Annotated in this window: 17 protein-coding genes and 1 pseudogene; 7 read left to right on the forward strand and 11 right to left on the reverse strand. The window is 60.7% G+C overall.

Annotation, left to right across the window (positions count from 1 at the left end):
• Window positions 1-116 precede the first annotated feature (116 nt).
• Window positions 117-638, reverse strand: coding sequence for a CIA30 family protein (locus HW554_RS14965; RefSeq protein ID WP_176909383.1), 522 nt, complete (start codon window positions 636-638; stop codon window positions 117-119).
• 784 nt (window positions 639-1422) lie between these two features.
• Here HW554_RS14965 and katG point away from each other — a divergent pair.
• The gene (katG, locus tag HW554_RS14970) at window positions 1423-3723 is read left to right on the forward strand and encodes a catalase/peroxidase HPI (protein WP_176909384.1); all 2301 of its coding nucleotides are present in this window, start codon (window positions 1423-1425) and stop codon (window positions 3721-3723) included.
• 270 nt (window positions 3724-3993) lie between these two features.
• On the opposite strand, the gene HW554_RS14975 is transcribed toward katG, so the two are convergent.
• A complete protein-coding gene (locus HW554_RS14975) occupies window positions 3994-4137 on the reverse strand; it encodes a hypothetical protein (protein ID WP_176909385.1) in 144 nt (47 codons plus the stop codon).
• A gap of 33 nt (window positions 4138-4170) precedes the next feature.
• A complete protein-coding gene (locus HW554_RS14980) occupies window positions 4171-4653 on the reverse strand; it encodes a class I SAM-dependent methyltransferase (RefSeq protein WP_176909386.1) in 483 nt (160 codons plus the stop codon).
• Between the two features lie 207 nt (window positions 4654-4860).
• Here HW554_RS14980 and hemF point away from each other — a divergent pair, with 207 nt between their 5' ends.
• Both hemF and HW554_RS14990 read left to right on the forward strand, forming a co-directional pair.
• A complete protein-coding gene (gene hemF / locus HW554_RS14985) occupies window positions 4861-5874 on the forward strand; it encodes an oxygen-dependent coproporphyrinogen oxidase (protein WP_176909387.1) in 1014 nt (337 codons plus the stop codon).
• Window positions 5868-6458 (forward strand): phosphatase PAP2 family protein, encoded by a 591-nt coding sequence (locus HW554_RS14990; RefSeq protein ID WP_176909388.1) that lies wholly within the window; start codon window positions 5868-5870, stop codon window positions 6456-6458. The genes hemF and HW554_RS14990 overlap by 7 nt, the downstream gene beginning before the upstream one ends.
• A 165-nt stretch (window positions 6459-6623) precedes the next feature.
• Here the strand turns inward: HW554_RS14990 and HW554_RS14995 are convergent, their stop codons facing one another.
• Window positions 6624-7343 (reverse strand): hypothetical protein, encoded by a 720-nt coding sequence (locus HW554_RS14995; protein ID WP_176909389.1) that lies wholly within the window; start codon window positions 7341-7343, stop codon window positions 6624-6626.
• 40 nt (window positions 7344-7383) lie between these two features.
• Between HW554_RS14995 and HW554_RS15000 the strand changes: the two genes are divergently transcribed.
• Window positions 7384-7947 carry a flavodoxin family protein gene (locus HW554_RS15000; RefSeq protein WP_176909390.1) on the forward strand — a complete coding sequence of 188 codons (564 nt, stop codon included), beginning with the start codon at window positions 7384-7386 and terminating at the stop codon, window positions 7945-7947.
• A 10-nt stretch (window positions 7948-7957) separates the two neighbouring features.
• On the opposite strand, the gene HW554_RS15005 is transcribed toward HW554_RS15000, so the two are convergent.
• The 4 genes and pseudogenes from HW554_RS15005 to HW554_RS15020 form a co-directional block, all read right to left on the reverse strand.
• Window positions 7958-9013 carry a serine hydrolase domain-containing protein gene (locus HW554_RS15005; protein ID WP_176909391.1) on the reverse strand — a complete coding sequence of 352 codons (1056 nt, stop codon included), beginning with the start codon at window positions 9011-9013 and terminating at the stop codon, window positions 7958-7960.
• Between the two features lie 84 nt (window positions 9014-9097).
• Window positions 9098-9688, reverse strand: a complete 591-nt coding sequence (locus HW554_RS15010; RefSeq protein ID WP_176909392.1) for a riboflavin synthase — start codon at window positions 9686-9688, stop codon at window positions 9098-9100.
• A 110-nt stretch (window positions 9689-9798) separates the two neighbouring features.
• A pseudogene (locus HW554_RS15015) lies at window positions 9799-10185 on the reverse strand (GxxExxY protein).
• A gap of 118 nt (window positions 10186-10303) precedes the next feature.
• On the reverse strand, window positions 10304-11737 hold the full coding sequence (locus HW554_RS15020; protein WP_246285303.1) for a sugar transferase: 1434 nt from the start codon (window positions 11735-11737) through the stop codon (window positions 10304-10306).
• 187 nt (window positions 11738-11924) lie between these two features.
• On the opposite strand from HW554_RS15020, the gene HW554_RS15025 reads away from it, so the two are divergent.
• The 3 genes from HW554_RS15025 to HW554_RS15035 all read left to right on the forward strand — a co-directional run bounded on the left by HW554_RS15025 (window position 11925) and on the right by HW554_RS15035 (window position 14588).
• Window positions 11925-12581 carry a protein-L-isoaspartate(D-aspartate) O-methyltransferase gene (locus HW554_RS15025; RefSeq protein ID WP_176909393.1) on the forward strand — a complete coding sequence of 219 codons (657 nt, stop codon included), beginning with the start codon at window positions 11925-11927 and terminating at the stop codon, window positions 12579-12581.
• A 383-nt stretch (window positions 12582-12964) separates the two neighbouring features.
• A complete protein-coding gene (locus HW554_RS15030; protein WP_176909394.1) occupies window positions 12965-13516 on the forward strand; it encodes an acyl-CoA thioesterase in 552 nt (183 codons plus the stop codon).
• A 268-nt stretch (window positions 13517-13784) separates the two neighbouring features.
• Window positions 13785-14588: a hypothetical protein gene (locus HW554_RS15035; protein WP_176909395.1), complete on the forward strand. Its 804-nt coding sequence runs from the start codon at window positions 13785-13787 to the stop codon at window positions 14586-14588.
• Between the two features lie 221 nt (window positions 14589-14809).
• On the opposite strand, the gene HW554_RS15040 is transcribed toward HW554_RS15035, so the two are convergent.
• From HW554_RS15040 to gatB, 3 genes are all read right to left on the reverse strand, one after another.
• Window positions 14810-15964: a TlpA disulfide reductase family protein gene (locus tag HW554_RS15040; RefSeq protein ID WP_176909396.1), complete on the reverse strand. Its 1155-nt coding sequence runs from the start codon at window positions 15962-15964 to the stop codon at window positions 14810-14812.
• A gap of 192 nt (window positions 15965-16156) precedes the next feature.
• Complete coding sequence (locus tag HW554_RS15045) at window positions 16157-16657, reverse strand: peroxiredoxin family protein (protein WP_176909397.1); 501 nt, start codon at window positions 16655-16657, stop codon at window positions 16157-16159.
• Window positions 16658-16858: 201 nt separating this feature from the next.
• Complete coding sequence (gene gatB, locus HW554_RS15050; protein WP_176909398.1) at window positions 16859-18319, reverse strand: Asp-tRNA(Asn)/Glu-tRNA(Gln) amidotransferase subunit GatB; 1461 nt, start codon at window positions 18317-18319, stop codon at window positions 16859-16861.
• Window positions 18320-18383: the final 64 nt, after the last annotated feature.

Genomic DNA, 18383 nt, shown 5'->3' on the forward strand with positions numbered 1-18383 from the left:
ACAACGTCAGAGACAACTGACCGGCCGCGGGGGCCTCGCGCTGACCATACGCGTGTGCTCCTGGCTTTGCCTGGGCGGTTTTGCGAATGACGTACCGCTACAGAGCGCGCCACGCTTTACTGTAATTCTATCTTATCTATTTCCAGCCTGAAACGCTCTGCTTTCCCATTCCCTACCAAAAACCGGACTTCCTGAATTTCACTGGCGTTGAAGTTGGGCAGATCCAGTTTGTTGCCCCGGTAGGTAGGCTCCATTTGGTTGAGTGGAATCTCGACAACCTGCCATTCTCCGCTGGTTTGGAAGGTATGGATGTAAGACGCCTTTTCCTTCAGGCTGGCTTTTATTCTGAACTGGTATTCTTTTCCATCTCCTTTCAGGCGAATGCAGGCCTTGTTGTAGCCGCTTACATCTCGGGGGGCAAAATGGTATTGCATAGAAGCGAATCCGCCATTATTCTCCAGGGAAACAGTGCCGGTAAAAACCGCATTTCCCGCCTCGCTTCGCGAGAGCTGGCTGGAAGACCTCCCCCCCATTACCACATCATTCTCTATCTCCCACACCGACCAGTCTGCCGAGGAGCTGAAATCAAAAATAAGCAAGCTGCTCATGACTAATGCTGTTAAAAATGAACTGTTCATTACGGTAATCTTTACGAAGAACGAGTGTGCTTTTTATGAAACTGTTTAGGAAGTACCTGGAATCAATCAGACCGTCATGCTGAGCTTGCCGAAGCATCTCTGCCGCTTCGTTTAACGACTGCTACGAAGCGGTAGAGATGCTTCGGCTCCGCGGACACCAGATGAAGCATGACGGTCCTTTGACTTCCTAAACAGCTTCTATATTTCTGTAGACAAGTTCTTCGGCTTCAAATAGTTTCCTGTCGCCGGCCTTGTTGTACCTGCGCGGCCGAAACCCAGTAGCCGTCATTATGAACCTGTTTAGGAAGTGTCTGCTATTTAAATGAACGCCATGCTGAGCTTGTCGAAGCATCTCTACTGCTTCGTTGAACGCCCCACTACAAAGCAGTAGAGATGCTTCGACAAGCTCAGCATGACGTTCTAGTTGACTTCCTAAACAGCTTCTATATACGTTTCCTGGTACACCAACATCGTGTTCAGGCCTTCAAGGATGAGCCGTTCATTGTTGGCGTGGTTGAGCGGCTATACTTTGATGGAGAGGTACGGAAAGTATAGCCCCAGCGTCGACCGGCCACCGTTAATGTCGGCTTGTGCCCGCCGGCAAGAACCGATGCAAACAGCCGCTGGCAGCCCCTGCCCGAAACTCCCCCCTTCCTTCAGACACCACAACGCCGGCTCCGTCCTCATCGGCGAAGCACAACCTTACGCTGCATACTGCTGTTTAAAAGCTTCAGCATCCCTATCAGCGGCAGCCTGTATTCCATCTTCCAACAACAAACTCCATATGCTTCACATAGCTAACGACAAAACCAACACCGACACCTTTGAAATGGGCGGTAAATGCCCCTTCGGCGGCGACAGCATCGGCGGGGCAACAGGTACGCCACCTATGCTGTCCGACTGGTACCCCAACCGGCTGAAGGTGGAGCAGCTGCAGCAGAACGGCCCACAGGCCAATCCGCTCGGCGAGGATTTCAACTACGCCGAAGCGTTCAATACCATCGACCTGGAGGCACTGAAGCAGGAAATCAAGGGCTTCCTGACCACTTCGGTGGCCTGGTGGCCGTCGGACTACAATAACTACGGGCCGCAGATGGTGCGTATGGCCTGGCATTCGGCCGGTACCTACCGCATTGCCGACGGCCGCGGGGGCGCCGGCGAGGGGATGATGCGCTTTGCGCCCGTCGACAGCTGGTGGGACAATGGCAACACCGACAAGTCGCGCCGGCTTATCTGGCCTATCAAGCAGAAGTACGGCAGCGCCCTTTCCTGGGCCGACCTCATCGTGCTGACCGGCAACTGTGCGCTGGAAATCATGGGCTTCCCCACCTACGGTTTTGCTGGCGGCCGCCAGGATGCCTGGGAGGTGGACAACAGCACGTACTGGGGCCCCGAAGTGTGGGACGGCACGAAAGTGAACACGCCCGACAGCATGGTGACGCGCGACAAGCGCTGGCGTGGCCAAAACGGAGATGCCGACTACGACCTGGAAAACCCGCTGGCAGCTTCCTATCAATCCCTTATTTACGTGAATCCCGAAGGCCCCTACGGCAAGGGAGACCCGTTGGGCTCGGCCCGTGATATCCGGATTACGTTCAGCCGCATGGCCATGAACGACGAGGAAACCGTGGCCCTGATTGCCGGCGGCCACGCCTTCGGCAAGAGCCACGGCATGGTGCCGGCGGCCGAAATCGGGGCCCAGCCCGAAATTGCGCCCATGGAGCAGATGGGCTTTGGCTGGAACAATCCCCGGGGCAAGGGCCACTCCGAAGACACGATGACCAACGGCATTGAAGGCAGCTGGACGCCGAACCCCACCCAGTGGGACAACGACTACCTCATCAACCTGTTCAAATTTGACTGGGAGGTAACCAAGAGTCCGGCCGGCGCCCTGCAATGGACCCCGGTGGACAAGAACGCCCCCAAAACGCCCGACGCGCACATCCCCGGCCAGATGAACGCGCTGATGATGATGACCACCGACATTGCCCTGAAGGAAGACCCCGAATACCGCAAGGTCTGCGAGAAATTCCTCGGCGACTTCGACGCCTTCACCCAAGCATTTTCCAAGGCCTGGTACAAACTGACCCACCGCGACATGGGTCCGCGCGAGCGGTACCTCGGCCCCGAGAAGCGCAACGAAAACGACCTGCTCTGGCAGGACCCCATCCCGCTGGCCGACTACAAGCTGGTGGACGCTGCGGACATCACGGCGCTTAAGGAGTCGATTCTGAAGTCGGGCATTTCCGGGTCTGATTTGGTATACACCGCCTTTTCGGCGGCATCTACCCACCGCAGCAGCGACAAGCGCGGCGGTGCCAATGGCGGCCGGCTTGCGCTGGCCCCACAGAAAGACTGGGCTATCAACCAGCGTACGGTGCCAGTAGTGGCAGCTTTGCGCTCGGTGATGGAAGAGTTCAACGGTCAGCAAACGGGCGGCAAGCAAGTGTCGCTGGCCGACCTGCTAGTGCTGGGCGGTTGCGCCGCGCTCGAGAAAGCGGCGGCCGATGCAGGCCTCACCACAACGGTTCCCTTCACGCCGGGCCGCCGCGACACCACGCAGGAACTCACCGACATTGAGATGTTTACGTGGCTGAAGCCGGTGGCCGATGGCTTCCGCAACTACCTCGACCCCGAGTTTGAAGCCATTTCGCAGGACGTGGCCCCGGAAGTGATGTTCCTCGACAAAGCCCAGCTACTCTCGCTCACTACCCCGGAATGGGTGGCGCTGATGGGCGGCTTGAAGGCCATGAACGCCAACCACGACAACTCGGCGCACGGCATCTTCACCGACCGCGTGGGCGTGCTCACCAACGACTTCTTCACGGTGCTCACCAGCATGGACTTCGAGTGGAAGAAAACGGACGCCAAAGGCATGGCCTTCTCGCTCGATGACCGCGAAACCGGCAAGCAGCGCTTCACCGCCACCCGCGCCGACCTCGTGTTCGGCGCCAACAGCCAACTGCGGGCCGTAGCAGAAGTGTACGCCGGCAACGACGGCCACAAGCGCTTCGTGAAAGCCTTCGTAAAGGCGTGGGACAAGGTGATGATGCTCGACCGCTACGACGTAAAAGTGTTAGCTTAATAGCTCACATGCAGCTGCCTAAAAACCGTTCCGCACAACGGAGGCAAGGTTTTGGGAGCATGCTATCAAACAAGAAGAGCGCGCCAATCGGCGCGCTCTTCTTGTTTGATAGCATGCTCTTGATTAGTAGCTCAAAAGTAAGCGCAGCAATGAAGGCAGTCATGCTGAGCCTGTCGAAGCATCTCTACTGCAATAGTAAATGAATTACCGGCGCGGTAGAGATGCTTCGACAAGCTCAGCATGACGTTCTGAATACTTCTGCACGAGTACTTAACAATTGATAACGGGTTGATTTTGCGGCGCGGCTACACGGGCCACCACGGCATACAGCGGGTCGGAGCGGCCGGGAGCGGGGCTGCGGTCCAGCAGGGTGATGGGCTGCCAGCCACCCGCTTCTTCCAGGAAACGCTGCACCAGCGCCAGGTGCCCGCGGTCGTCGAGGGCGTGCTAGGCGGCAATGGCTTTGCTGGGAAAGCAGCGGTTGGAAAACGTGATGACCAGCGGCGCGCCGGGCCGCAACACGCGGGCCAATTCGCGCAGCACCGCCACCGGCTGCGTGAGGTAGTCGATAGATACGCAGATGGCCGCACCGTCGAATTCCTGGTTTTGAAAGGGCAAGGTGGGCTGCTCGTTCAGGTCCTGCACCAGGTGGGCGCTGAGGCGTGGGTTGGCGCGCAGCTCGGCCGCGTTCATGCCCAGGCCCACCACGCGGGGGTAGGCAATTTCGGCGGGCAGGTGGCTTATCCAACTGCTCATCAGGTCGAGCAGGGCACTGTTGGGCGGGAAATATTCGCGGTAGAGTTGCGTGACGGCGGCAATGGCGGCATCGTCGATGTGCGCGACAAAGCGCGGGTGATGGTAGAATTCCGCGTCGGGCGTTTCGTCCTGGCGGCGGAACAGGTCGGCGGAAAATGGCGAAGTGGGGTCCATGAGAAGGTCCTGCGGGATTGGGGGAGTTGGCAATGGGGCTGAGTGCAAAATGGCTAACCGGGCGCTTGGGCCAATTCAAAATACTGGCGTGCCGCACCCTCATTCCACGTCCTAACAACCAATGATAGCGACAATGGGTTGAGGTTTATCCGGCACCTGAAGTAGCACCCGGCCCGGCGGCCGGCGGTTTTATTTACCTTTGCCTTGATGCCCGATTTGCCCGCCTTCGACCTCGCCCCCTTCCCTGTTCCGCCCACCGGCCTGCCCCGCTTCCGCGACACCGTAGAAGCCTGGATGCGCCTGTTTCAGGACTGGCTCTGCCAGCAGCTCGAAGCCACCGACGGCACTGGGCGCTTCCAGGAAGATGCCTGGCAGCACCACAGCGGCGGCGGCGGCCGCTCGCGGGTGCTCACCGAAGGCACCCTCATCGAGAAAGGCGGCGTGAACTTCTCGGCTGTGGAGGGCCGCATGAGCGACGCAGCGGCCCGGCAGCTGCTCATGCCCTCACCCGACTACTTTGCCACCGGCGTGAGCGTAGTGCAGCACCCGCGCAGCCCGCTGGCCCCCATCTCGCATATGAACGTGCGCTACTTCGAGGCCGGCAACGGCGAGGCCTGGTTCGGCGGGGGGCTCGACCTGACGCCGATTTACGTGGATGTGGCGCAGGCCCGCTGGTTTCACGAGCAGATTGCCCTGGCCTGCCAGCAGCATCAACCTTGCTACTATGCCCGGTTTAAAAAGTGGGCCGATGAGTATTTTTACCTGCCCCACCGCCAGGAAACCCGCGGCGTGGGCGGCATCTTCTTCGACCGCCTCATCGTGGGTCAGGAGGCCGATGCCGAGAGTCTGTTTGCTTTTGTACGGGCCGTGGGCGAAGTGTATGGCCGCACCTACTGCGCGTTACTGCGCCGCAATGCCGGCCAGCCCCACACCGCAGCCCAGAAGCAGTGGCAGCTGGTGCGCCGCGGCCGCTACGCCGAGTTCAACCTGGCCATCGACCGGGGCACCCGCTTCGGCCTCGAAACCGGCGGCCGCACCGAAAGCATTCTGATGAGCCTGCCGCCCCAGGCCGAGTGGCACTACAACCTGCAGCCTGCCCCCGGCTCGGCCGAAGCCACCACCCAGCAATGGCTGCGCCCCGGCCTCGACTGGCTGAACGCCCAGGCCGAAACAGGTCCGACTACCGACCTTCCTGCCACTGAAACCGCCGGCCAGTGCTAGAGCAGCTGCAGGCCCTAGACCGCTGGCTGCTGGTGGCGGCCAACGCCAACCGCTCGCCCGCCCTGGATAAGTGGATGGTGTTTTTCACTGAGCGCTTTGTGTGGTTTCCGGCGTATTTCGTGCTGCTGGTGGTGCTTATCTACTTCTATGGCCGCCGTGCCCGGCTGCTGCTGCCGCTGCTGGGCGCCAGCATTGCCCTGGCCGACGTTGTTTCCAGCCGCCTGTTCAAGCCCTACTTCGCCCGCCTGCGCCCCTGCCACGACCCCGACCTGTCGGCCACGCTTAACCTGGTAAACGGCTGCGGCGGGCAGTTCGGCTTTCTGTCGTCGCACGCGGCCAATGCCTTCGCGCTGGCCGTATTCATGACCATAGTACTGCCTCGCCGCTTCCGGGTGGCCAAGTGGCTGCTGTTTGCCTGGGCTGTGGTAGTTAGCTACAGCCGCATGTACCTGGCCGCCCACTACCTCACCGATGTACTGGCCGGAGCCCTGCTGGGCTCGCTCACAGCCTGGGCCTGCGCCGTGGCCTACCGACGACTAGCGGCTCGCTGGTGGCCTCGCGAAACCGCTGCCGAGGCGGCTTGAAGTAGCCTGATTGGCTGAGAGTGGCGATTGTGCTTCGCCCTTAGCATTGTGAGGGGCATCCTGGGAAAGTGAGCGGGTGCTAGCAAACCGACCAAGTAGAACTGCTTTATTCGAACAGCCGCGGATAACTGAATATTTCGGCAGCTAGGCCCCAGCGTCCCCCCATCAGCACGGAAACCAATTTTCAACCTTAATCAATTTCCCCTGGTCGAAAATGAGCCACAGCTCTCCATCCGCTGTTTGCCCGTTATCAAGCAAGTAGGTAAAGCTCACCTGCTGGAAAGCCGCCGATTCAGCGGCGGGGCCAACGGTTTGCGCCGCTTTTGGAAATACCCGGGCCATATCCTGCAAGGTGGTGCGCTGGTTCAGCAGCAGCTTCCCCAACTTACCGTGAAAACGCCCGCTACGGACGTCCATGGTGGCTAACACGGCCTGCTTATCGGCTACCTCGTATTGCGTGCCATCATAGTACCACATGTCGCCGGGCAGCGTGGGGTTGCCGTCCAATGTGCTGCCGCACTCTACCACGCCCCGCGCCACGCTATCGGGCTGGCCCAACTGCCGAACAAGCTGCGCCACGGAGAGTTGCTCAGACGGCAGCCCTTCGACAACCAGCATTCCGGACCTTATTTGCTCCGTCTGAATGCCTGCCGGTACTGGGCGGGCAGCAGAATCGTTCGTTTCGACCAGGCTGACCGGGCTGGGCTCGCTTGGCTGAGGACCTTCCATAGACATATACACCTTGGGTGCCTCCATTGCGGCGGCCGGGGAGGTAGTATCTGACTGACAGGCGGTCAGGCCAGTTGCCATACCCAGGACCATCACGAGCAACTGCTTTTGCATAACGACGGTAGATAGAGGGTTTTGTTGAATTGAATAGAACATTGCGCCCTAAATATCAGCGTAAAACCACTACCAAACCAACATGCCACCACGCCGTTTTCTTTTCCTGCTGGGCAGCACCCGCCGCGCTGGCAACAGCGAGCTGCTGGCCCGCCGCGCCGCCAGATTTCTGCCGGCCGCGACGGAGCAGCAGTGGCTGTTTCTGCCTGATTACACGCTGCCCCCGTTCATTGACCGCCGCCACGACGAGAGCTACCCCGCTCCTACTGCCGGCCCCGAAAAAACGCTACTCAACGCTACGCTGGCCGCTACCGACCTCGTGCTGGTATCGCCGCTCTACTGGTACGCCCTCTCCACCCCCGCCAAGCATTACCTGGACTATTGGAGCGCCTGGCTGCGGGCACCGCAAATCGATTTTCGGCTGCAGATGCAGGGGAAAACCTGTTGGGCTGTGGTAGCCGGAAGTGGGCCCGCCCCCGAAGCCCGACCCCTGCAAGAGGCGCTGCAACTCACGGCCAGCTACATGCACATGCCCTGGGGCGGCTACCTCTACGGCAACGGCTCGCGCCCCGGCGACGTGTGCCAGGACGCAGTGGCTTGGCAGGCCGCGGAAGCACTGTTCGCTTCCCCACCAAATCAGAAGTGAAGCCCACCTTTTACTTTATCAGCCGATACAGCGCGTCGCCGATTGTTTCCAGGTCGCCGGTATCGGTGTTGCAGAGGATGATAAGGGCGGTACTGAAATCGGGACTCGTGAGCAGCACCGAGTTGAAGCCCTCAATGCTGCCGCGGCGCTCCAGCACAGGTTGGCCGAAGGTGCGGTTGTTGTAGAAGAAGCCAATAGTAGGCTGGCCCCGGGCGTAATCGACGTAGGCGGATTGCTGGGGCCTGATGAGCAATTGGGCGGTGGTTTGGGACCGGAGCAGACGGTTGGTACGCAGGGCTTCTACAAGTTTACCCAGGTCTTCCACCGTCGAGTACACGGCCCCCGCGCCGGCGTAATTCGACAGCTCCCGTGCGTCATTTTGCAGCGGCTTAGCCTGGCTATCCTCCCCGAAAGTGTAGTTATGGTAGCCAGAAGCCAGGTTGGCAACAACGCGCTGGTCGGTTAGCACGCCGGTATTACGCATGCCCAGCGGAGCCAAAACGGCCTCCCGCAGCAGCTCGGGGTACGGCCGCCCCCCGACTACTTCCAGCACCCGGGTCAGCAGCACGTAATCGACGTTGTTGTAGTTGAATCCGGGTTTTGGTCTGGCTTCGTTACGCCGCACGTGGGTCCGCACGAAATCTGCCGGACTCAGGCGGCTGGCGTAGGCGGTTGCCGGCTCGTTTTTCAGGCCCGAATAATGCGTCAAGAGGTCCAGCAGCGTTATGTCGTGGCAGTCCGATGGCAGATCGGGCAGGTAAGCGGCGGCTTTGTCGGTTAGCTTTAGCCGGCCCTGCTGCTGGAGTTGCAGCGTCAGCAGAGCCGTAAACGTTTTGGTCATCGACGCAATCGGAAACCGGGTGCTGTCGGTAATCGGTACGGCAAACGGCAGGTTGGCGTAGCCTTTATGGATGCGGGCTACCACCCGGCCGTTCTTCACTGCCAGCACCGTTCCGTTGAAACGGCCGGCCCGGTGTTCCGCCGTCAGCACCGAATCGAGCAGGCGGTTTTGGGCCCCGGCGGGCCGGGCCAGCAGCAACGGCAGCAGTAATAACAGGTAGCGCATAGAGCCGGGAAGATACAATGGTCGCGCCTACACTGCCGCAGACCTGAACCCCTGCGCTATGCTCTGACAGCGGTGCATAAGCCCCTACTTCCCCAGCAGTTTGGCCACGTACTTGCCCACGATGTCGAACTCCAGGTTTACCTGGTCGCCGGGGCGCAGGTCCTGGAACGTGGTGTGCTCGTAGGTGTAGGGAATGATGGCCACCGAAAAGCCGTCGTCGGTGCTGTTGAAGCAGGTGAGGCTGGTGCCGTTGATGCAGATGGAGCCTTTCTCGACCGTGACGCGGCCCGGGCCGGATTCGTGGCGGAAGCGGTAGAGCCAGGAGCCGTTCTGGTCTTCCACCGAATCACAAGTGGCCGTCAGGTCGACGTGGCCCTGCACGATGTGGCCGTCGAAGCGGCCGTTGGCGGCCAGGCAGCGCTCCAGGTTCATGCGGCGGCCGGGGGCCCAGGTACTCAGGTTGGTCTTTTGCAGCGTTTCGTCGATGGCCGTGACGACGTGGGTGCCGGCGGCGGCATCCACGGCAACCACCGTCAGGCACACACCATCGTGGGCCACGCTCTGGTCGATTTTCAACTCCTCAGCAAAGCCGGAAGCTACGGTGAAGTGAATATTGGTGCCCTCGCGCCGAACGGCCGAGATAGTACCCAGGGTTTCAATGATGCCGGTAAACATAAATCACAGATGGTGCAGATGAAGCCGCGGATAGCGCAGATTCGTGCTGGTTTGAGATGAAAAGGATTCGTTTTGATGAGAAATACGTCCGGAGAAAGACGGCCTGCTGTTCAGGTAGCGTGCCGGGTATTGACGAAGCGTTTGTAGGTGAGGCAATGCTCACCGAAGTTTAGGAGCAGCGCTATTTCAAGTTGATAGGCATGCAGGTAGTTCAACACCTGCGCGTGGTGCAGGCTGGTAATTTCGGTTAGCGCTTTAAGCTCGACCAATATCATTTTCTCCACCAGAAAATCAACCCGGCGGCTCCCAACATGTTCGCCGCGGTAAAGCAACGGCAGTTCCAACTCCTAATCAAAGGCTAAACCAATTTCCCGCAGCTCAATGGCCAGACAACGCTGGTACACTACCTCCGGAAACCCCAGGCCTAGTTGCGTATGCACCCGCATAGCTGCCCCAATAATCTTTCCGGTCAGTTCCTTATGCTTATAATCGTCCATATCAGAAGTGCATTGCCAATACAGAAGAACGAATCTGTGCTACCTGAACGAATCCAATTTATCCAGAATCCAGCACGAATCTGCGTTATCCGCGGCTTCATCTGCACCATCTGTGATTCTATTTACCGCGGCCCTCGATGATGATTTTGAGCGTGTAGAGCAGCACCCGGAAGTCCATCGCCAGGCTCATGTTTTCGATGTAGAGAATATCGAACTTGAGGCGCTCCACCATCTGGGCCACGGTTTCGGCGTAGCCGTACTTCACCTGGCCGAGGCTGGTGAGGCCGGGGCGCACGCGGTGCAGGTGACGGTAGTGGGGCGCAATCTGCACGATCTGGTCGATGAAGAAGCGGCGCTCTGGGCGGGGCCCCACAATGCTCATATCTCCCTTAACTACGTTCCAGAACTGGGGCAGCTCATCCAGCCGCACCTTGCGCATGAAGCGGCCCCACTTGGTGATGCGCGGGTCGTGGTCGGATGATAGGGCCGGGCCCTGCCGCTCGGCATCAACATACATCGAGCGGAACTTATAGATGCGAAACGGCACGGCATTTCGCCCGATGCGTTCCTGCGAGTAGAACACGGGCCCCGGCGAGGAAAGCCGCACCATCAGGGCCGTGAAGGCGTACACCGGCCAGGCCAGCAGCAGAAACAGCAACGAGCCCACCACGTCGATCAGGCGCTTAGCCACCTGTTGCCACAGCGGCAGCAGATCCTGCTTGATGTCGATGAGCGGGGTGCCGAAAACGTGGCTAACCTTCACCGAGCCCAGCAAAATCTGGTAGAGGTCGGGCAGGATGCTGATACGGGCGGGCGTGCCATTGAGCAGCGTCAGAATTTCCTCGATGATGCGGTGCTCGCCGGGTTCAATAGCAATTACAATCTGCTCCACGTTCAGCTCGCGCACCAGGTCGGGCAGCCGGCGGTACGAGCCCACATCGGGCAGCTCGTCGGCCAGCTCGGCGCAAACACTGGGCCCCAGCGGCGCGAAACCCACCAGCCGCAGCCCCAGGTGGCGACCGGTGCGGCCCAGGTCGCGGCCGGTGTCGCGAGCCAGAGCGCCCGAGCCCACCAGCAGCGTATTGAAGCTGATAACGCCGCCACGCACCAGCTGCTGCACGCTGTACACGGCCCACAGCCGCAGCACCGCCGTGATAACGAAATGCAGCAGGAAGTAGGCCGAAATGGTTTTGTAGTAGCTGCGGTAGTTCTGCACGCCCTGGTCGTCGAGCAACAGTACGAAGAAAATGAGCACTGCCCCCAGCACCGACACACGGACCAGCCGGATAAGCTCACTCAGCCGCGACTTGCGAAAAATATCGTTATACTCACCCAGCAGCGCGTACAGGCCCGTCCAGAAAGTAGCAATCAGCAGCGCGGCCCCCACCAGAAAAGCCGGATCGGGAACGGCATCGGCGGCGAAATGGTAGTCGGCGTCGGGGCTGATTTCGCGCAGCAGGTACTTGCGCACCAGAAAAAAGCACATCCAAGCCAGCAGCGCCGCCAGAAAGTCGGCGCTTATCAGCTTCATTTTTTGGAGAGTACGAATCAAGAGCGAAGCAGGTAAGCGGTTCAACCGGCAACAAAGCTGAGTATTCTGGCCCGGAAGGCCTAATTTTACGCTTCCGCCTGTCCCAGCCCCGCTGCCGGGCCGGTTTTTTCGGAGCGGCATAAAGGTAACCAATACCCGTTAGCCCGCTCCGGTGCCACCCGCGCCCGTCGCCTCTACCCCGCCACCTATGCACGCTGCCGCCGACACCTACCGCCACCGAGGCATGCGCCGCACGCTGGTGGAGGAGTTGCGCCGCAAGGGCATCCGCGACGAGCAGGTGCTGGCGGCCATCGGGGCGGTGCCGCGCCACCAGTTCTTCGCCGCCGGCTTCCAGTCGCACGCCTACCACGACAAAGCGTTTCCCATCGGCGAGGGCCAGACCATCTCGCAGCCCTACACCGTGGCCTACCAAACGGAGTTGCTGCGCATCGGCCCGCAGGATAAAGTGCTGGAAATCGGGACTGGCTCGGGCTACCAGTGCAGCGTGCTGCTGCAGCTCACGCCCCACGTGTTCAGCATCGAGTACAACGCCGTGCTGTTCGAGCGCACCGCCCGCCGCCTGGCCGGGCTGCCTCAGCCGCCCCAGCTATTCTGCGGCGACGGTTCGCTGGGCCTGCCCCAGCACGCACCGTTCGATAAGATACTGGTAACCGCCGGTTCGCCCACGCTACCCCGGCCGCTGCTGCAGCAGCTGCGCGTGGGCGGGGCGCTGGTTATTCCGGTGGGCGATGCTACCCGCCAGCGCATGGTGCGTGTGGTGCGCGAGAGTGAGGATGAATTCTCGCGCCAGGAGCTGGAAGAATTCCGCTTCGTGCCGCTGCTGGGCAAAGCCGGCTGGGGCTAGTGGTGAGTGAGTGAACGTTATTCAGAGCATCCTGCGCCTGGAGCAGGGACGAAGAACCTAGCGTGCCTGAGTACCCCTGCTTTCGAATCTGCTATTGAAGCTATTTGGGAAGTGCCGGGAATGAATTAGACCGTCATGCTGAGCGCAGCCGAAGCATCTCTACCGCTTCGTTGAACAGTCGTCGTGAAGCCTACGAGGCAATAGAGATGCTTCGGCAAGCTCAGCACGACGGTCCTTTCACTTCCTAAACCGGTTCATTACGACGTCAGCACGCGAGGTACTTCGTCCCTGCTCTAGGCGCAGCATGCGCTGAATGACGGTTACCCACTCCCCGAGTCACCGCTTACCTTTGCTCCTTCTTAAGTAGAACTCAACTCTTCCCGATGACCCGCAAACCCAAGCCCGTTAAAGACTCGTTCGTTAGCATGACCGAGCTGGTGCTCCCCAACGATACTAACACGCTCAACAACCTGATGGGCGGCCGCATGATGCACCTGATGGACGTAGCGGCGGCTATTTCGGCCCAGCGCCATTCCAACCGCATCGTCGTTACGGCCTCGGTTGATAACGTTTCCTTCCGCGAAGGCATCAAGCTGGGCAGCGTCATTACGCTCGAAGCGCAGGTCACGCGCGCCTTCAGCTCCAGCATGGAAGTACATATTGATGTGTGGTCGGAAGACATTCCAAGCGGCACCAAGGTAAAATCCAACGAGGCCTTCTTCACCTTCGTCGCCGTCGACCAGTCGGGCCGCCCGATTGACGTGCCCGATGCCGTGCCCGAAACGGCCACCGAACAAGCTCTCTTCGATGGGGCACTGCGCCGCCGCCAGCTGCGCCTGGTGCTGGGCGGCCGCATGGCCCCGCAGGAGGCCACCGAACTCAAAGCCCTCTTCGACCTCGTAGCCCAGGCCGCCGAAGACGATACGGCTAGCTGAATGGGTAGCTGGTAGCTGAAGTAACGTCATGCTGAGCTTGCCGAAGCATCTCTACCGCTTCGTTGGATGTTACAGAGAAGCGGTAGAGATGCTTCGGCAAGCTCCGCATGACGTTCTTATCGGTTTCACCGAGTTTCTGAACAGTTTCTCCGTTGCCGGAGTGTTTTACCCACAGCCCGCGAAATACTTTGGTTTCGCGGGCTGTGGTCTTTTTATCGCCGTTCGGGAATACGTAAATTGCCCCTACGCCCCCACTCTGCTCTTTCGCATGGACAACGCCGCCACGCTCGCCTTTTTCCAGAACTTCTACACGGAGGCTTCTCTCTATGTAGTGTCGGAGCCTACTGCCGCGCTACCGCCAGCAGCTGCACCGGCCGCCGCTCCGACCCCGTCGGTTTCGGCTACTGCGCCCCAACCGGCCGTGGCCAGGCCCGAACCGGCCCCGCTCCCGCCAATGCCGCCGGCCGTAGCGCCCGTAATTCCACCCACTCCGGTTGCGCCGGTTCCACCCACTCCGGTTGCGCCGGCTGTTGCGCCGGCTGTTGCGCCGGAGTCGGCAGCGGCGGGCCACGCGGCCGTAACGCTCACGTTGGCCCCGCTGCCGGCGGCCCCGGCGGCTCCGCCTTCGCAGCCGGGCCGGGTGCAGCCTACGCCCACCCAGTCACCGGTAGCGCATATCCCGTTTTCTACACTGGGCAGCAACTTCGGTGGCCTGGTTATTCTGGTGCGGCTGCCCGAGGCCCAGTTCCGCAAGCTCCCGCGCAACGTGTTTCTCAATAACCTGCTCAAGGCGCTGCGCCTGATTATGGAAGACGTGGTGCTGGTGAACGTGGAGCACGACTCGTACCCCGTAGCCCTATGCAGCCTCCGCCAGCACCTGGCGGCGCGGCAGTTTCTGGCGTTCGGCAAAAATCTGCTCGATGTGGCCGTGTACACCACCCAGCCCTACGAGCCGGTCCTGCTCTACGGCGACACGGCCTTCCTCGGAGCCAGCGAAATTGAGATGCTCGAGTACGACGCCGGCCGCAAAAAGAAGCTCTGGCAGTCGGTGCAGCGCATGTTTGGGGTGTGACACCAAAGCTGTTCAGGAAGTTGCTGAAACCAACCCGCCCGCGATGCTGAGCCAAGCCGCAGCATCTCTACCGTATAAGTAACCAAGGTTAGCGCTGCGGTAGAGATGCTTCGACTGCGCTCAGCATGACGGACTATTTGACTTCCTCCCAGCCTCGTTACAACAGCAACGGCCAGCCGCTTATGCGACTGGCCGTTGCTGTTGATTCATGCTTGCTTTTTCTACTTCAGCACCGAAGCCAGCTTGGCATCCAGCTCGGCGCCGCGCAGGTTTTTGCCCACGATGCGGCCCTGGGGGTCGAGCAGAATGGAGAACGGGATGGACTTGATGCCGTAGGTCTGGCCGGCGGCCGACTCCCAGCCTTTCAGGTCCGACACTTGCTTCCAGACCAAGCCGTCGGCCTGAATGGCTTTCAGCCACTTGGCCCGGTCCTGATCGAAGGAGACGCCGTAGATTTCGAAGCCCGGACCCGCGTTTTTGTACTTGTTGTAGGCCCGCACAATGTTGGGGTTTTCCTGGCGGCAGGGGCCGCACCAGCTGGCCCAGAAATCGATGAGCACGTACTTGCCGCGCAGGCTGGTGAGGGCCAGCGGCGGCCCCTGGGGAGTGGGCAGGCTGATTTCGGGGGCCGTAGCGCCCGAAGCGGTAGTACGCAGACCGTCGAGGCGGGTGGCCAGGGCCTTGGTGTAGCGCGAGTTGGGGGCCGAAGTTTTCAGCACGGTGGCTACCGAGTCGGCCAGGGCAAAGTTCTCGTCGGGGTTGAGCACGTTGGCCATCACGAAGCCCGACACAATGGAGCCTGGGTTCTGGCGCACCAGCTGCAGCATCTGCTGCTGGCCCCGGCGCTGCAGGCTTTCAGCCCGGGCCTGAATGGCCTGCATGGAGTCGGTGCGGCCGGCCTGGGCGGCGGCAGCGTAGCGTTGCTCCAGAAGCGGCATAACCTGCTGCAGCTGCTGCTGATTGGCTTCGGCCGCTTTGTTTATCTGGCGCAGCAGCTCCGAATCGGGCGAGCCCTGCACGGTGTAGGTAGTGGGTAGCTTCTGGGCGTCGCCGGCGAGCTGTATGCGCTGGCCGGGGCCAAGTACTATCAGCGCCTGGTTCTGGTCAGTGGTTTTCACCTGATACAGGCCAGCTTCGGTCATCGGCCCCTTGAAAGTAAACTCGCCTTTCTCGTTTACAGTAGCCGTATCGCGCGACACGAACTGAGTTTCGCCCAACTCGGCCAGGTATACTTTGGTCCCGGCCGGGGCATTCTGGAACTGGCCACTCAGCTCATAGCTGGCCGCATCGGCCGCGCCGGCGGTAGTGGGCGTAGCGTTCTTGTTGCAGGCATTGGTCATGCCCAACAGGGCACCAAAATAAAGCAGACTCTTCATGTTCATTGATTAAGCTAAAATGCAACCTCCCCGGATGGGGGACATCGTATGGAGCGTTGCGCCGGAAACAGGGCGCAAGTTGCCGATTTTACCCCGAACCGAAAGGGGACCAGGCAGGCGTGCAACTAACGACGGATACGACAGGTTCCCAAGTCCGGCTACGGCCGCTGCCCGGCTCCTGGCCCGGCCTGGTTAGTCAAGCGGAATAAATTCTGAGATTTTCTGGCCCAGGTTGCGGCCCCGCAGGTTGCGCGCTAGCTCGTGGCCCCGTGGATCGAGCAGTACGGCCACGGGCGGCGGCTGCACCTCGTAGGCCCGGGCAGTCTCGCCCGATAGGTCTAGCGCCTGCGCCCAGGGCAGCTCTTCGGCGGTCAGCGCCGTGCGCCACTCGGCCTGGTCGGAGGCCTGCCACACACTCACGATAACTAGGCCCCGGTGACTGAACTGGTCGTAGAGCTTGCGCAGGTTGGCGTTTTCGGCCGCGCACTCGGTGCAGCCAACAGCTCGAAAATCGAGCAGCACGTAACTACCGCGCAGGCTCATTAGTGTCAGCTGCTTACCAGCAGCAGTCGGCAGGTCGAAATCAGGCGAGGCCGGGCGGTTGTCGCGCCGGTTCTGGGTGGCCGCGCCGGGTGTGGCCGGAGCGCCCAGCCGCTGGCAGCTACCCAGCAGCAGCAGCGCGGAAGCAGCCAAAATACCCGTTATCCTGCGTAGTGCGAAAGACCTTATACTGCAAATCTGAGCCATTGCCACAAATTTTCTGGTGGAATAAGGTCCTTCGCGCTGCAGAGGGCGGCGTAGGGGCGGGGCTTGTCCCCGCCCGCTGTTGAACGGACTCGTTGAGACGGGCGAACGGCGGGCGGGGACAAGCCCCGCCCCTACGGCACTTCCATTTTATCCGTCCAAGTGCTGGCGCAGCAGCTGGTTGGCTAGTTTGGGGTCGGCTTTACCGCCGGTCAGCTTCATCAGCTCGCCCATAAACATGCCGGTCAGGCTCTTTTTACCGGCGCGGTACTCGGCCACTTTGGCCGGGTTGGCGGCCAGCACCTGGGCAATCATGGCCTCCAGCGCCCCGGCATCCGACTGCTGCATGAGCCCTTGGGCTTCGGCGGCGGCGGCGGCGGTTTGGGCGGGGTTTTCGAGCAGATATGGGAACAGCTGCTTGCTGGCTACCGACTGACCCACCTTGTTCTCATCGATAAGCCCGATGATGTCGGCCAGATGCTGCGTGGTGAGCGGGAACTGGGCCAGGGTGAGGGCGCGCTCGTTGAGGTAGGCCTTCACCGGGCCGGTTACCCAGTTGGCGGCGGCTTTGGCGTTGGGGCTCAGGCGGGTCAGCTCATCAAAATATAAGGCCAAATCCTTCTCGGCGGTCAGCACCGAGGCGTCGTAGTCCGATAGGCCCAACTCGCCGGTGAAGCGGGCGTAGAGTTGCTGGGGTAGCGCCGGCATCTGCTGCTGCATACGGTGCAGCCAGGCGTCGTCGATGATAACGGCCGGCAGGTCGGGCTCGGGGAAGTAGCGGTAGTCGTTGAGCGTTTCCTTGCTGCGCTGGCCGACGGTGGTGCCGGTGGGGGCATCGAAGCCGCGGGTCTGGCTGTCGATAACCTCGCCGGCTTCGAGCAGCAGAATCTGGCGCTCAATCTCGTACTCGATGGCCCGCTGCACGTTGCGGAAAGAGTTCATGTTCTTCACCTCCACTTTCACGCCGAACTCGGTGGCGCCGTGCAGCATCACGCTCACGTTGGCGTCGCAACGCAACGAGCCTTCTTCCATGTTGCCGTCGCAGATGCCGAGGTACTCTACCAGCTTCTTAATTTCGGCCAGGTAGGCGTAGGCTTCCTCCGAGTTGCGGATGTCGGGCTCGCTCACGATTTCGATGAGCGGCACGCCGGCCCGGTTCAGGTCTACGAGCGTTTCTGTTTCGCCGGCCAGGTGCATGCTCTTGCCCGCGTCCTCCTCCATGTGGATGCGCGTCACGCCGATTTGCTTGGTTGCGCCGTCGGCCAGGCGGATTTCCACGTGGCCGTCGGTGCAGATCGGGGTTTTGTCCTGGGTTATCTGGTAGCCCTTGGGCAGATCGGGGTAGAAGTAGTTTTTGCGCGCAAACAGGTTGTCGCGCCGGATGTGGCAGTTGGTGGCCAGGCCCATTTTCATGGCAAACTCGATGGCCGAGTGGTTGACCTTGGGCAGCGTGCCGGGGTGGCCGAGCGTAATCACGCTCAGGTTATGGTTGGGCAGAGCGCCGTACTCGTTTTCGTCCGAAGAGTACATCTTGCTGCGGGTCAGCAGCTGGGCGTGTACTTCGAGGCCGATGACGGGCTGGTATTTGGCTTTGAGGCTGTCGTCTATCACAGATGTACGCTGATTTTACGGCTGATTCAACTGATTACAGGCGTGAAGATACTTAGCCGCCGGT

It is taken from the genome of Hymenobacter lapidiphilus (assembly GCF_013377885.1).
GTDB lineage: Bacteria > Bacteroidota > Bacteroidia > Cytophagales > Hymenobacteraceae > Hymenobacter > Hymenobacter lapidiphilus.